At 62.4% G+C, this 14,742-nt stretch carries 13 protein-coding genes; 7 read left to right on the top strand and 6 right to left on the bottom strand.

Annotation, left to right across the window (positions count from 1 at the left end; genetic code table 11):
- Positions 1–39 precede the first annotated feature (39 nt).
- From EN935_RS00795 to EN935_RS00775, 5 genes are all read left to right on the top strand, one after another.
- Positions 40–354, top strand: a complete 315-nt coding sequence (locus tag EN935_RS00795; RefSeq protein WP_109665943.1) for a PqqD family protein — start codon at positions 40–42, stop codon at positions 352–354.
- Between the two features lie 124 nt (positions 355–478).
- Positions 479–856, top strand: coding sequence for a lasso peptide biosynthesis B2 protein (locus tag EN935_RS00790; protein ID WP_245468878.1), 378 nt, complete (start codon positions 479–481; stop codon positions 854–856).
- Complete coding sequence (locus EN935_RS00785) at positions 853–2,781, top strand: lasso peptide isopeptide bond-forming cyclase (protein WP_127264417.1); 1,929 nt, start codon at positions 853–855, stop codon at positions 2,779–2,781. Before EN935_RS00790 ends, EN935_RS00785 begins: the two co-directional genes overlap by 4 nt.
- Complete coding sequence (locus tag EN935_RS00780; protein ID WP_127264415.1) at positions 2,778–3,764, top strand: serine kinase; 987 nt, start codon at positions 2,778–2,780, stop codon at positions 3,762–3,764. Before EN935_RS00785 ends, EN935_RS00780 begins: the two co-directional genes overlap by 4 nt.
- Before the next feature lie 8 nt (positions 3,765–3,772).
- Positions 3,773–5,617: an ABC transporter ATP-binding protein gene (locus EN935_RS00775; RefSeq protein ID WP_127264413.1), complete on the top strand. Its 1,845-nt coding sequence runs from the start codon at positions 3,773–3,775 to the stop codon at positions 5,615–5,617.
- A 17-nt stretch (positions 5,618–5,634) separates the two neighbouring features.
- Here the strand turns inward: EN935_RS00775 and EN935_RS00770 are convergent, their stop codons facing one another.
- Positions 5,635–5,910 (bottom strand): exopolysaccharide production repressor exox, encoded by a 276-nt coding sequence (locus EN935_RS00770; RefSeq protein ID WP_109665932.1) that lies wholly within the window; start codon positions 5,908–5,910, stop codon positions 5,635–5,637.
- 602 nt (positions 5,911–6,512) lie between these two features.
- Here EN935_RS00770 and EN935_RS00765 point away from each other — a divergent pair.
- Positions 6,513–7,190, top strand: a complete 678-nt coding sequence (locus EN935_RS00765; protein WP_109665930.1) for a sugar transferase — start codon at positions 6,513–6,515, stop codon at positions 7,188–7,190.
- A gap of 100 nt (positions 7,191–7,290) precedes the next feature.
- Positions 7,291–8,556 (top strand): polysaccharide biosynthesis/export family protein, encoded by a 1,266-nt coding sequence (locus EN935_RS00760; protein ID WP_164757697.1) that lies wholly within the window; start codon positions 7,291–7,293, stop codon positions 8,554–8,556.
- Between the two features lie 191 nt (positions 8,557–8,747).
- On the opposite strand, the gene EN935_RS00755 is transcribed toward EN935_RS00760, so the two are convergent.
- From EN935_RS00755 to EN935_RS00735, 5 genes are all read right to left on the bottom strand, one after another.
- Entirely contained in the window at positions 8,748–10,064 is a 1,317-nt protein-coding gene (locus EN935_RS00755; RefSeq protein ID WP_127264410.1) for an O-antigen ligase, read from the bottom strand.
- Positions 10,065–10,293: 229 nt separating this feature from the next.
- Positions 10,294–11,121 (bottom strand): SDR family NAD(P)-dependent oxidoreductase, encoded by an 828-nt coding sequence (locus EN935_RS00750; RefSeq protein WP_127264408.1) that lies wholly within the window; start codon positions 11,119–11,121, stop codon positions 10,294–10,296.
- An 87-nt stretch (positions 11,122–11,208) separates the two neighbouring features.
- Complete coding sequence (locus tag EN935_RS00745; protein ID WP_127264406.1) at positions 11,209–11,703, bottom strand: acetone carboxylase subunit gamma; 495 nt, start codon at positions 11,701–11,703, stop codon at positions 11,209–11,211.
- Entirely contained in the window at positions 11,700–13,904 is a 2,205-nt protein-coding gene (locus EN935_RS00740) for a hydantoinase B/oxoprolinase family protein (RefSeq protein WP_127264404.1), read from the bottom strand. Before EN935_RS00740 ends, EN935_RS00745 begins: the two co-directional genes overlap by 4 nt.
- 13 nt (positions 13,905–13,917) lie before the next feature.
- Positions 13,918–14,742, bottom strand: an 825-nt coding sequence (locus tag EN935_RS00735) for a hydantoinase/oxoprolinase family protein (RefSeq protein WP_281040276.1), incomplete at its 5' end; no start/stop codon positions are given.

Raw genomic sequence — 14,742 nt, 5'->3', positions numbered from 1 at the left:
CCTGGAACTGCCCGTGCGTATCGTAAGCGAGGTTTTGGGATGAACTGGAAACTATCCAACCATGATTTGGCCGACCACGATTTGGTGAGTGCGACCAAGGATGCCGTGGCTTGCGAATTCGGCAATGGCCTGGCGCTGCTCAACCTCAAATCCAACATCTATTACAGCCTGAACGGCGTCGGTGCCTTCATCTGGGAGCTGATCCAGGAGCCCAGGTCGATCGCCGACATCCGCGGCGCCGTGCTTGCGCGCTACACTGTCGACCCGGAGCGCTGCCAGGCCGACATCGACGCATTGCTGAAGGGCCTGGCCGACAACGGGCTTGCGAGGCTGCATCATGAGGCACTTGTCTAAGCCGGTCCCGCACAAGGCCATGGTTTTGCGGCAGGAACCCGCGACGGAAACAAGCCCCAGGCAGACGAAGCGTCGGGGAAGCCGGCGCAGTCTGTTCAGGGTTTTCTCCCTGAGCGGCTCGGAAATGATCTTCCTTGGCCGCTGCCTGCTGGTGGTCGCGGCGGTTCGGCTGGGGTTGACGCTGCTCTCCTATAACCGTGTTCGCAGCCTGGTGATGCGGCTCGACGCGCGTCAGTGCGCCTCGATGGGCGAGTTGCGGCGTGTCGCCTGGGGCGTTGCTGCCGCGGCCCGTTTCGTCCCTTACGCCACGTGCCTGACCCAGGCGCTTTCGGGTCAATACATTCTCGCCCGCCAGGGCAATGAATCGAAGATACGCATCGGCATTGAACGCGGCACGGGCGAGCAACTGAAGGCACATGCCTGGCTGATCAGCGACAACCATATCGTGCTTGGCGGATCGATCGACGGTTTCGCTCATCTCATCGATCACGGCAGCCGATGAGCGGCGTCGCCGGAATTCTGCTGCGACAAGGACATCCCCTGGGACACCCACCGGCGGTCGCGGCGGCCGACATCCAGCAGATGCTGGCTCGCATGCGCCATCGCGGCCCTGACGGCAGTTCGTGGTGGCTGGGTGCCAACATCGCGCTTGGCCACGCCTGGCTCAACACCACGGATGAAGCCGGCCCCGGTCCGCAGACGATGGCTGGCGGCAGGCTCGCTATCACCGCCGATTGCCGGCTGGACAACCGTGACGAGCTGCTGGCCAGGCTCGGCATCCGAGACCGGTCGGTCGCCGACGCGATCCTGCTGATGCGGGCCTATCTGCGCTGGGGCGAAACCTGCCCGATGCACCTGCAAGGCGATTTCGCCTTCGCCATCTGGGATGGCGAACGGCAATCGCTGTTTTGCGCGCGCGACCATTTCGGCGTCAAGCCGTTCTACTACCACGCGGCGGACCAGCGTTTTTCCTTTGCCTCGGAGATCGGGCCGGTCCTGGGCGTCGAGGGAGTCGACACACGCATCAGCGAGCACCAGATTTCCGGGTTCCTGGCCGGGCTTCCCGACGACCCACAGTCCACTCCCTACAGCGATGTATTCAGCCTGCCGGCCCGCCACAGCCTCACTGTCACCGCGCAACAGGTGGTGCTGCGCCGCTACTGGCAGATCGAGCCGTCGGCGCGGCCCTTGCGGTCCGATGCATCAGAGGAATTCGCCCACCTGTTCTCGCAATCGGTGCGCAACCGCATGCGGGGAAGTCAGGCGGTCGGCGCAATGCTGAGCGGCGGCCTCGATTCCTCGTCGATCGCCTGTGTCGCCGGCCTGCAGAATGCCGCCGCACGCAAACCGAAGCTGCCCACCTTCTCGCTGATTTTCGAGAAGGGCTCGCCGATGGACGAGCGGCCGTTCATCGATGCCGTCCTCGACCAGCAGCAGTTTGACCCGACACTGATACCAGTGGGCAACTATGCGCCATTCGCCGAATTCGAACGCGTGCTGGAAGAACAGCAAGGAACGTTCCTGGCACCGGGCCTGACGCTCACCCGCGGCATCTATCGGACTGCCGGCGCCAAGGGCATCAAGGTGCTGCTTGACGGCCATGGCGGCGACGAGGTCGTTTCCCAAGGCCACGGCCACCTGCACGAGCTTGCCAATGCCGGCAGATGGATGGATCTGTGGCGCGAGGTGCGCAGCGCCTCCAACACCTATGGCGACAGCACGCTTGGCCTGTATTTCCAGTTCCTGACCCTCTACGGGCCGGCCTGGCGCGTCGCCAGACTGAGACATCTGGCGAACCGTACGCTGAACAAGTTTCGCAAGCCGACTGGGGCGCCGCGCGGCTGGCGCGACCTGATCAATCCGGATCTGGCCAGGCGCACCGAGCTGGTCGACCGGTTTCATCGGGCCGGCTACATGCCGCCCGGCATCCAGGCCAGCGACGCCTTGAGCCATCGCTGGATCCTGTCAAACGGCTATGTCCCGCATGCTTTCGAGGTTCTCGACAAGGCCGCAGCCAATTTCGGCGTCGAGCCGCGCTACCCCTTCTGGGACAAGCCGCTGGTCGAGTTCTGCCTGGCACTGCCGGGTGAGGAGAAGCTGAGCCACGGCTTTGGCCGCTATGTGCTGCGCCGCGCTATGCAAGGCGTCCTGCCGACGGCGGTGCAGTGGCGGCGCGACAAGATCGATTTCACCGCCAATCTCGTCAACGGCATGCTGCGCAACCACCGCGACCTCCTGGAACAGCTGCTGGTCTCGGATGCGAGCCGCATCGCGCCCTACGTCAATCTGCCTCAGGTGAGTGCTGCCTATGCGCGACTGCTGCGCCAACCCGATCAGGCAGCACCCCTGGATGTACAGTATGTCTGGCGCTCGGCCTCACTGTCGCTCTGGCTGCGGCAACTCCAGCACAGCGGGAGCCCCGCATGACACCGCGCAACGAGCCGCTCGCCGCATACAGTGATAATCCCCGTCCGCATGGCCGGGTCGTGCGGGAACGCCGCTTCTACCGGGCCTATGGCCTGACCATCGCGTCCGAGGTGACGTTGCCCGAACTGGAGCCGGGGGCGCCGGGGGCGGCCGATGTCGTCATCGCCGTCGGCGCGATCGGCCTGCCAACGCCCTCGCCCGAGGCCGCGACCGACTTCCGTTTCGAGCCGGACCGGCAATATCTGGCCTGGCATGCCGTCGGCGCGTTCCTGATCAGCGATGGCCGCCGTATCGACATCGAGCCGGCGCCCGGCGTCGACGATACGCTGATCGCGTTTCCACTGCTCGGCCCAGTCATGGCGCTGCTCTTGCACAGGCGCCGCCTGCTCGTTCTGCATGCCAGCGCCATTGCCGTCGCCGGCACGAGCGCCATCTTCATGGGCGACAAGGGGGCCGGCAAGTCGACGACGGCAAGCGCTATGATCCGGGCCGGACATCAACTGCTTACCGATGACGTGGTGGCGCTGAACCTCGCCGATCCGAGTGAGCCGATGATTGTTCCGGGTTTTCCGCAGATCAAGCTGGCGGCTGACGCCGCGGCGGCGATCTCGCTCAGGCAAGCGGACGTGCGGCCGCAAGTGCATCCGGCGATCGACAAGATGCAGCATCGCCTGAACGGTGGCTTTTCCGGCGAAACGGTGCCGGCGACCAGGATTTATATTCTCGAGCGCGGCGAAAGGGCCGATATCACGCCCCTGCCTGCCATTGCCGCCCTGCCGGCCATCATCAAATTCTCCTATGTGACGCGTTTCGGCCGCGCGGCCCTGCCCGACGATTTCGCGGCGACACATCTTCGGCAATGTTCATGGATTGCTAACCATGTCGGCGTGTGCCGGCTGGAAGTCCCAACGGGTCTGGACAGGATCGGCGAAGCCGTGGGCCTGATCGAAAGGGATCTGGCGGCTGGCAGTCGGCGGTCGTGAGCGCAATCATGTCGAAGTCCTCAATCCTTCGCCTGTCGCTGTTTCGAGAAATTGCCGCATTCGGCGCCGCCATTGCCCAGATCGGCGGTCGGCGAGCCTGGACGGCACTGATTTTCCTCATCCTGGGCAGCCTGACCGAGGGCATCTCCATCCTGCTGCTCATCCCGCTGCTGCACCTGGTCGGACGCTCCGACCAGGATTTTGCAGTCAAGCTGCCGAACAATGATCTCGTGCGCTGGCTGGTGCCGGATGGCACGCTGCAACTGACGACGGTGCTCTGTGCACTCGTCGGGCTTGTTGCGGTGCAGGCAGCATTCAACCGCTTCAAGTCGGTCTACATGGCCAAACTGCTGTTCGATTTCATCAACCGCGTCCGCATGAACCTGTTCGAGAGCATCGGCAAGGCGCGCTGGGGTGTTTTTACGCGCATGCGGAGTTCCGACCTCGATCATGCCCTGACCGGCGACATCGACCGCGTCCAGGGCGCTGCGTTCTCGCTGTTGATGCTGGTGCAGATCGCCGTACTTCTGGCCGGCTATCTCTTGATTTCCACGTTCATCTCGCCGGTCATGACGTTGTTTGCCGTCGTCATCGGCATCCTGATGTTCGTGGCGCTGCAGCCCTTCCGGACACGGGCCACTGCCTTTGGCCGGGTGCTGACCGCCAATCGCCAGGACCAATACCGGACGGTCTCGGAATTTCTTGGCGGCATCAAGGTGGCCAAGAGCCTGAACGTCGAAGCCAGCTATTTCGCGCAATTGCAGTCGACGCTGGAAAAGATGAAGGCCGACAATGTCGACTATGTGCGCAACAGCACCATCGGCACCGCGGTGTTCCAGGTGGCGAGTGTCGTCGGCCTGAGCCTGTTCATCTATGTGGCGCTGGTCCGCTTCAACCTGTCGCTGGCCGAGATCGTCGTCCTGCTCCTGGTCTTCATGCGCATCGCGCCGCGCTTCATGGACATGCAGACACAGGCTCAGCAGGTGCTGATCAATATGCCCGCCTATACGGCGATGCGCAGCATGCAGGCGCGTTTCGATGCCGAACGCGAGCCAGGCGATGGCGCCGCCGGGGAAGGCAGCAAGTTGTCGCTCGCCACCGGGCTCAACCTAAGGGACGTTTCGTTCTTCTATGGCGACGACCCTGCCAAGTCGGTGGTCACCGGCATCACCTTCGGCCTGCCGGCTGGCAAGGTCACCGCGCTGATAGGTCCTTCCGGATCGGGCAAGAGCACGATTGCCGACATGCTGCTTGGCCTGCTCGAACCGACCACCGGCAAAATGCTCGTCGACGGCGTCGAGATCGATGCCGTCAATCGCCGCCGCTGGCGCGGCCAGGTGGCCTATGTGCCGCAGGACGTGTTCCTGATGCATGACACGATCGCCGCAAACCTGCGCCTTGCCGCGCCGCGGGCCAGCGATGACGATCTGTGGACCGCGCTGCATCAGGCGCACGCCGGCGAATTCGTCGAACGGCTCGACCTCGGGCTCGAGACGGTGGTCGGCGACCGCGGCGTGCGGCTCTCGGGCGGCGAACGCCAGCGCATAGCGCTTGCGCGCGCACTGCTGCGCAAGCCGTCGCTGCTCATCCTGGACGAGGCCACCAGCGCGCTCGACTGGCAAAACCAGTCGCTGATCGCCAGGTCGATCGATGGATTGCGCGGCACGATGACGATCCTGACCATAGCGCACCGGCCGTCGATGATCGCCTTCGCCGACTGGGTGGTGGCGATTGAAAACGGCCGTATCGTCGAGGTCGGCCAATATCAGCGGCTGAAGGAGAAAGCCGGCAGCCGGTTGTCGAGGATGCTGTCGAGTGAACAGTCGGAGACCAAACCCGCCAACGTCGCCTGAGGCGGGTCGGGCGCTGGTTAGTGCAGGCTGCGCCTGGCGCTGCCCAGCTTCTCGCCTTCGGCGACCTCGGGGGCATTCAGTTTTCGTTCAACGTCACGAGCCATGTCGGCCGGCGTCGGCGCGCTCCTGGCGATCATGGCATAGATGAGCACGAAATAGCCCGCCTGAATGACCACGGCGCAGATGATGACGCGCAGCAGTATTGTACCTATCGACGCGCCGCCCAGCCACGACCAGCCGACGACGATCGCCAAAGCGAAAATCATCCCGAGGATGAATTTTGGAAGCGCCATACCCAACAGCCCATAAACCGGCTCGGGTATATTTAACGATTGCCCCACCCGAGCGCCGTCCCTTGTCATGTGGGCTTGTTAAGGTCGCCCACTCTCGACCGGTTGCTTCCGGCCTTTGATACCTGTCGCTACTCTGACAGGTATAATTTGCAATTCTATTAAGGCGAACAGTAGGCGGCAAGGGCAACTGCGGATATTTTTGATTGAGCTTTTGCGATCGACTCTGCCATGGTGCAATGCACGCGACCGGATTCAAGCCGATCTCCGGCCATCCGCGGTTTTCAGTAGAATGGGCAATATTAAGTAGTATTTTATATGGTTTTTCCCAAGTATCATGGCATGCTAAAGCACTAACGTGTCCCTCATCCCGGCAGATAGGTAGGCCTGCCTAAAAACCGCCCCAAAAAGGTCCTTATTTTTTCAATGCTGCCCGTTTATTGTCACAAATGTGCTAAACATCCCGAAATTTGTGCATGTCTAGCTTATTATTTAGTCAATTCATGACGTGACTATTTCAACGGGGTGGGAAATTGTGTGTTGCGCTGCAACATTTTTTTGGTATCGTGTGGTGAACCATTCGTTCAACGCATGGAGTTTACGGCATGAGGGACGTTGCCAAGTCGGCCACGGCGAGCTTTTCGCAGGCTGACATCGATTTTCCGCCGCCGATCGGCGGCCTGCTCAAACGCAGCTTCGATATCACCGGTTCACTGATTGGCTTGATCGCCCTCAGCCCGCTGTTTGTCATGATAGCGCTGCTCGTCAAGTTTTCCGACGGTGGCTCGATCTTCTACGGCCACAGGCGAATCGGGCGCGGCGGGCGGATTTTTCCTTGCCTGAAGTTTCGCACCATGGTTCCGGACGGCGACAAGGTGCTGGCAGCCTATCTCGCCACCAACCCGGACGCCAATGCAGAATGGATCGCGACCCGCAAGCTGAAGAGCGACCCGCGCGTCACCCGCGTAGGAGCGGTGCTGAGGAAACTCAGCCTCGACGAACTGCCGCAGATCATCAACATCCTGCAGGGCGACATGAGCCTTGTCGGCCCTCGTCCGGTCGTGCGCGACGAACTGGAAATCTATGGCACATCCGCGGTCTACTACCTTAAATCCCGCCCGGGCCTGACCGGCCTGTGGCAGGTCAGCGGCCGCAACGATGTATCCTATGACAGCCGCGTCGCCTTCGACCGCCACTATGTCGAGAACTGGTCGCTGTTCGAGGACGTTCGCATCATCATCAAGACCGTCCCGGCCGTGTGGATGTCGCGCGGCTCTTACTGACCAGCCTTTCGCCGATGCCAGACATTGGTGCCGGCCATTCTACGCAAGCTCATCGGGCGATGGGGCTAAAGCGGATCGGAACGTTCAGTTGAAAACAGATATGTTCGAAGCCTTTCGCAACGGCCCGGTTTCCGGCCGCCTGCGGCGGGCGCGTTTGCTGGCCACATGCCTTGCCGTGTCGCTCGTCATCCCCCACATCGCAGCCGCCGGCGACTACCGCCTCGGGTCGCAGGACAAGCTGACCATCCGCGTCGCCGAATGGCAGACCGTGGAAGGCACATTTCGTGACTGGTCGGCGGTGAATGGCGAGTACACGGTCGGTCCATCCGGCACACTATCGGTGCCGTTCGTCGGCGAGATGCCGGCATCCGGCAAGACCACATCCGAAATCGCAACAGCGATCGGCGAGGCTTTGCAGAAAAAGCTCGCTCTATCGGACAGACCGGAAGCCTCGGTCGAGATGGCGCAGTTCCGGCCATTCTACATTTCGGGCGAAGTCCAGAACCCTGGCCAGTTTCCTTATGTGCCCGACCTGACAGTGTTGAAGGCCATCAGCGTCGCCGGCGGCATCAGGAGAAACGCCGACTACGGCCCTCAACTCGGCAAAGACCTGGTCACCGCCAAGGGCAATTTCGATGTCTCCGACGACCAGCGCATTCGGCTTATCGTCAGGCGCGCCCGCATCGACGCGGATATGGCCGGCAAGGCGAGTTTCGACGTGCCGAAGGAGGTCGAGGGCGATCCGCGACTGCCAGCCATCGTCGCGGACGAGATGACGATCCTGACGGCCGACCAAAAGGCGCTGAAGCTGAAACTCGAGGCACTCGACGATCTGAAAGGGGTTTTGGAATCCGAGATCGAATCGCTGCAGAAGAAGATCGTCAATCAGCAGCAGCAGGTCGACCTGGCGCAGCAGCAACTCACCAGCATCGGTCCGCTCGCGCAGAAAGGCCTGATCGCCAACGCCCGACTGCTGGATTCGCGGCAGTCCGTCGCCGACCTGCAAGGCAAGATCCTGGACTACGAAACGGCCATCCTCACCGCCAAACAGGCGATCAGCAAGGCAAAGCAGGACGCCATCGATGCCCAGAACACCTTGAGTTCAAGTCTCGCCACCGACCGGCAGCAGACCGAAGCCGACCTGAACGAGGCCGCGCTCAAGGCGAATATGCAGAAAGGCCTGATCGCCCAGGCCACCGATCCCGCGACGACGGCCGCTATGACAAATGATCAGCAGCCCACCCTGCTCTATTCACTGGTGCGCAATGTCGACAGCAAGACCAGCGAAATCGCCGCCAAGGAAGACACACTGGTGCTGCCTGGCGATGTGATCAAGGTCAAGCTGGCACCGCTGGCCAGCCAGTAGCCCGACTTCCAACACGATCCAGTGTTTCGAGCCAGAGCCTCACCCCGATAGAATCGGGATGAGGCTCTGGCTCTGTTGTTTGAACATCTCCCTGCGGAAACGGTAATAACCGTCTCGGGATCGAGGCTTCCCGTCCGAGCACATGCCTGCTCAAGGGGACGGCCGCTCCCTTCAGCCCGCGAGATGATGGTTTATGACGGACCGGCCGCCGCCGGACGGCCGGCATGCCGGGGCCAGTCAGCCTCCCCCCTGGCCGCCTCCGCCGGCGCCAGGGCCTGCGACCGCCGCGTGCGGCTGGAAACGGGCAGCCGCACCAGCTTGAAGAAGCTGAAATACATCAGGAAAGAGCCCATGATGTAGGGGTTGAGAATCTCGACCTCGACGAAGGAGCGGATCAGCAGCAGCACCATCACGCCGAAGAGGATCACCGAATCCGCCTGCCAGGTCCTGAAGATGACCGCCGAAACGTGGCCGTAGAGCGTGCGCAGCATGATCAGCGAGACCAGCGTCGCCCCGACGAAGCCGAGCTCGACGAGGGCCTCGATATAAGTGTTGTGGAAGTGGAAGCCGGTGCGGGTGGTGATGTAGAACTCGTTCCACAGCCGCTCGGCTTCGGCGAAGCCCTGCACCCAATAGGCTGCATAGCCGACGCCGAGAAGCGGCGCTTTTTGCACGGCGTTCCAGCCCTGCTCCCACAGATAGGTTCGCCCGGTGAGCGTCGAATCCTTGCCGAAGAGGCCGAGGACGAAGTCCATCAGCCCGAGATTCAAGGCGACGAAGGCAGTCACCACCAGCAGGCCGGCGCCGACCAGGAAGATCACCCGGCGATAGCGCCGTGACAGAAGTTTGCTCATCGCAAGAAGCGCCACCAGCGCCAGAACTGCCGGTATCGAGGCCATCGAGGTGGCGGAATGCGAGACGACCAGCACATAGGCCGACAGCAGCACGACGGGCACCGCCAGGATGAAGCTCAGCCGGCCGCGCCTGTAAAAGGCAAGGAAGACGGCGCAGAAATAGATGCCGAGCGAGCCGACAAAGCCGATCTGGTTCTTGGAGGCGAAGGCGCCGACAAAGTTGACGGTGCCGTCGAGAACGTCCTCGGAATAGTTCGCAACCTTCAGCGAATAGAGAAGGACGACGAATATCCCGACCAGCGCCCCTATGGTCAGCGTGCGCACGCTGACGGTACGCGCAGCGACATATGCGCAGGCGATATGGGAAAAATACTGGATCGACGTCCTCGTGGTGACGCCGGGCGCCTGCGACCAGAAAACCGAGAAGCAGACATAGGCCGCAAACAGCAGCGGCAGCCAGGCGCTGGACAGATGTCGCAGGAACCGCCGGTAGTCGACCAGGATGAGCGGAAGCCAGACCGCATAGTAGGCCAGGATCAGCACCTGGCCGAAAATGACCGAATAGGAAAACGCCCAGATCGAGACGGCTACGGCAAAGGCGCCATAGACCGAGTTCTTCTCGGGATCGACCAGCAGGGACTTTGGAATCTTCATCTCAGATTCCCGCCGACACGACCCAGGGCCGGCAAGCCATGAGCCGGCCGGAATCTTCGCAAACATGGGCGTGCAATAAACGGCGTCTCCATTGTGCAGTGCAATATAACCTATCGCGCCCTGCGCTCAATGGCAAATCCGGTCACCTTGTCTTACAGCGCGGCATCTGCAGAGAGGTCCGTCCGGCCAGGTGGCCTGGATCAGGCTCTGTCTCCTGTCGGCGCAAACGCTACCACAGGGCTCCGCCGGTTATCTGTATGTTTTCCATGGTGATGCCCTTGGCCAGGTCCGAGCACAGGAAAACGGCCAAAGCGGCGATCTCCTGCGGTTGCAGCATGCGCTGCTGCGGGTTGCCTTTGGCGATCTCGGCCATCGCTTCCTCAGCGGTGCGCCCCTTACCCTCGCGCTCGACGACTTGCGCCACGTTGCGGCGCATCAGTTCAGTTTCGACCCAGGTCGGGCTGATCATGACGCAGGTGACGCCATGCGCGGCCCCTTCCAGCGCCACGCAGCGCGTGAGACCGAGAAGGCCGGCCTTGGACGCGCAGTAGGCAGGGTTGTCCTTCCAGCCAACCGAGGCAGCGGTCGAGCCGATATTGACGATGCGGCCCCAGCCGCGCTCCATCATACCGGGCAGAACCGCGCGGGTGGCGCGGAAGGCGCCGGTCAGGTTGGTGTCGACGATCTTGTCCCACAGCGCGTCGGAATGGCCGCAGACCGGCTGCTCTGCGGTGGTGCCTGCGGCGTTGACCAGAATGTCGGCGGGGCCGATGGCGGCTTCGGCATCCGCCGCGAAACGGTTGGTGACATCGCTGTTACGGACGTCGAGATGGGCGGCGTGAACTTTCGTTCCATGCGCGGCGAGAGCCGCGAGCACGCGCTCGATCTCGTCCGCGCCTGGATAATAGGCGGCGTCTGATCTGTCAGCGTCGGCGGGCGCGATGTAGGAGCCGACGGCGACATTGGCGCCGGCTTCAGCCAAGGCCGTCGCAATGGCGAAGCCCATGCCCGAGAAACCGCCGGTGACGATGGCACTGCGGCCGGAAAGGTTGTTCATGGCGCACGGTCTCCGCTTCGTTCCGGGCAGGCAATCAGGCCCGGCCGGATTTGGCAATCACACCGGCCAGCCTCCATCGACAGCGATTCATGTTTCCTGGAGAGGTTTGCCCAGCCATTCGCGATAGAAGCCTTCGAGGTCGGGCTCGAAATCGTGAACTATGGGATAACCGGGTGCCGCCGCTTCAACCTCATGCAGCGTGCCGCACTGCGGACAGATGAATTCGCGGATTTCCATCCATTCGGGATCAGGGAGATCGCTGTTGGGATAGATCTCCCGCAAAGCCTCCTCGGTGTTGCGCACGTTGATCGCGGCGTTGAGCTTCCAATTCTTGCGATAGTCGCCAAAGGAGTGGCCGCATTCGCAGCGGGTGATCCGCTCGTCGCCGCTCTGGCAGATGAAGAGGTGGTCCGAGACCGGCAGCAGGATCGGGTCCTTCCAGGCGACACGGTCCTGATAGACGACAACCATCTTGAAGAAGCGGTCATCATCCTTGTAGGCGCTCATGATGCGCCTTGTCTGCGGCCAGGGCAGCTTGCCGGCGGCCAGATCGCCGAGGACTTCCTTGCTGTATGAGGTCATGGCTTTGCTCCCGGCATGAAGATCGATCTGGCGTCGACGTTCCAGAACTCGCTGAATTCCTTGGTGAAGCGCGACGACAGCTTGATCGCGCTGGTGTACATTTTCTTCACCTCCGGGGCGAAGTCCGCCTTTTCGACTCGGCCACGCTCCTTGGCGATCCAGTCCGAAACCGGGATCGCCTTGGCCAGACGCTCCTTGCGCATGGCGGCGCGGCGTTTGACCGTGGCGTCGATATCGGCAACGGGATAGCCGTCTCCATCGTCCTTAAGCACGATGCCGAACACCTGGTCCGCCGCCTCGCGGGTGAGAAAGCCGTTCTCGACATCCCAGGCCGTCTTGATCGGATCGCGCTCCAGCACGTCGCCATAGCCGCCGCCGCCATTGTAGGAATGGCTGAAGATGTCGCCGGATTTGTGCGGCGAGGTGATGTAGGGACCTTCGACCACGACATGGTCGCCGCCGATGTTCTTCTCGTAGTCGGAGACGTCAGGGTCGATGCCGGGCGCGTGCGCCAGCGGCGCACCTTTGGCGGCCAGTTCGTGGATGTTGGAATTACGCACCGCGCGATGCTTCTGGCAGGTCGGCGCCGGATAGCCGCCGCACATGCCGCCATTGTCGAACACGCGCGAGGAGTGCTCGGAGGTGTGGAGCCGCAGATGCGAGGTCTTGTTGATCAGCCAGGTCGAGACGAAGGAACAGCCGCCGCGATATTTGCCGGCGCCGCCGGAATTCGGCACGATCGAGCGGCCGATATAGACCATCGGCATCGACTGTTCCCAGACCTCGATGTTGCCCATGTCGGATTCCGGATTCCAGCCGACATAGGCGGTGTCGAGGCCATCCTTGATGGCCAGCGCGCCGGAACCGGCGGCGGCGCATTCGAAATGCGCCATGCCGAACGGCGTGCCGTACTGGCTTTCGCCGCCCATTTCGATCATCGGGCTGTTGACCTGGCCGACAAAGGCTTCCTCGACAAAGCCACGCGCCACGAAGCCGCGCGACAAAAGCCGCTGGAAGACGCCGTAGGCCGGCAGCAGCAAGGCCCATGAAGTGGCGGTGGCCACCATCTCGTTGTCGGGATTGGTCCAGGTGCCGTGCGGCAGTTTCAGTTCGGTCGCCATCCAGGCGCCGTCATTGACCAGTCCTTCGAAATTCATGTGCTGGGTCAAGGTGACGAACATGCCGCCATCCATGCCGGCCGGCGTGCAGTTCATCGAATGGTAGCCCCAGGGCTGCGTGCCCTCGAAGTCCATGGTAATCTTGCCGTCGGTGGTGATCTCCATCTCGATCGGGATGTTGTAGAGCCAGTCGGGATCGCCGAGCAGCTGGAAGCCGGGCTTTCCCGCGGTGACGTGGCCGTAGAAGGTGTGGCCGCGATAGATGCCGGGCACGGTGAGTTGGCGGGTGCGGGCGAGCTGGGCGCGGCGGCCTTCCTCGATGAACTCCTTCGACACCTTCATCCAGTAGTCCAAGCCGATCTCAGAGATCAACTGCTTGACGCTTTCGCGCATGTCGATGCAGGAGGCTACCTTGGCCTTCTCGTCGAGCACCCAGTAGATCGGCATGCGCAGGTTGCGCTCGCAGCGGATGACGTAGTCGCGGCGGATCTCGTCGTTCTCGCCGATCTTCTCGGCGCAGACGAACAGGCCTTCGGTGAAGCGCTCCTGCGCGAGACAGACGTCGCCGCCCGGCGTGATGCCGCCGGCTTCCAGTTCGTGGCAAACAGCGCCGGCCCAGCCGACCAGCGTGCCTTCATGGAAGATCGGCACCACGTCCATGACGTCAGGCACCTGCACGGTGCCGATGAAGGCGTCGTTGTTGGCGAAGATGTCGCCTTCGCGGATGCGCGGGTTGTCCTCGTAATTGTTCTTGATCATCCATTTGATGAAGCGGCTCATCGTATGGACATGCACCATGATGCCGTTGGACAGTGCAATGGCGTCACCCTCGGGCGTATAGATGGCGACCACCATTTCGCCGACCTCGCGCACCCCGGGCGACGCCGAGATGCGGCGCGCCATTTCGCGTGCCGAGACGCAATAGGCACGCAGCTTGGTGTGCAGCGTCTCGAATTTCAGCGGATCCTGGTTGCGCAGCGTGAGTTCCGTGATGCCGTCATAGCAGCCGGTCTCTTCCATCAGCCGCTCGGAATCGAGCAGTCGTTCGCGAAGGCGCAGGGCCGAGGCAGGTTTGTCCAACATGGCGGTCGCCCTCTCAAGCGTGGGTGTAGTGCAGCAGCGTCCATTCATCGACATGGACGCGGTCCTGCGGATGAACGACGAGCGTGGTGGCGGGATGTTCGATGATGGCCGGGCCGATGACTTCATGGCCGGGCTGCAGCAGATCCATCTCGTAGAGATTGGCCTTGTGCCAGCGTCCGCCGATATAGGCTTCGCGGGCGCCCTTGTGCGCGGCTGCCGGATTGGAGGCGCCGAGCGGACGCTTGAGCAGCACCGGCTTGACCTTGTCCGCGGTGGCGATCAGCCCAAGTTCGGTGATGGTGAAGCCAGCTTCGCCATAGCGCGACACGCGATGGTTGACCTTGGCATAGACCGCCTCGAACTCGTCGATAACCTTGCGCATGTCGTCGGCGGAATTGACCTCGGCCAGCGGCGCCATGACTTCGACGTCCTCGAGCTGGCCGGTGTAGCGCATCATCAGGAACGGCACGGTCCTGATCTTCTCTCTGGCATGACCGTCGGCGATCATTTCGTCGACCGCGGCCTTGGTCAGATCATTCCAGACCGTGGTGACCTTTGCGCCAAAAGCGGTCAGCGTCGCCTCATCGGCGCGTGACGGAATGTCGTGCTGCGTCGACACCGAATGCCGGCGCATGAAATCGGCCGTGGTGCAGCCGAAGGCGGAGAAGGCGGCCGCGAACTGGAAGGTGATGATGTCCTTGAAGCCGATGCCCCTGGAGCAGCCGGCCAGATGCAGCGGACCGGAGCCGCCATAGGAGAGCAGGGTGAATTCGGAGGGGTGGATGCCTTGACCCGAAATGACCCGGCGCAACGCGTTGTTGGCATCGGACTCCAACAT

It is taken from the genome of Mesorhizobium sp. M7D.F.Ca.US.004.03.1.1 (assembly GCF_003998635.1).
Taxonomy (GTDB): domain Bacteria; phylum Pseudomonadota; class Alphaproteobacteria; order Rhizobiales; family Rhizobiaceae; genus Mesorhizobium; species Mesorhizobium loti.
Note: the sequence above shows the minus strand (reverse complement) of the source record. Positions and strands in the feature narration are given on the sequence as shown.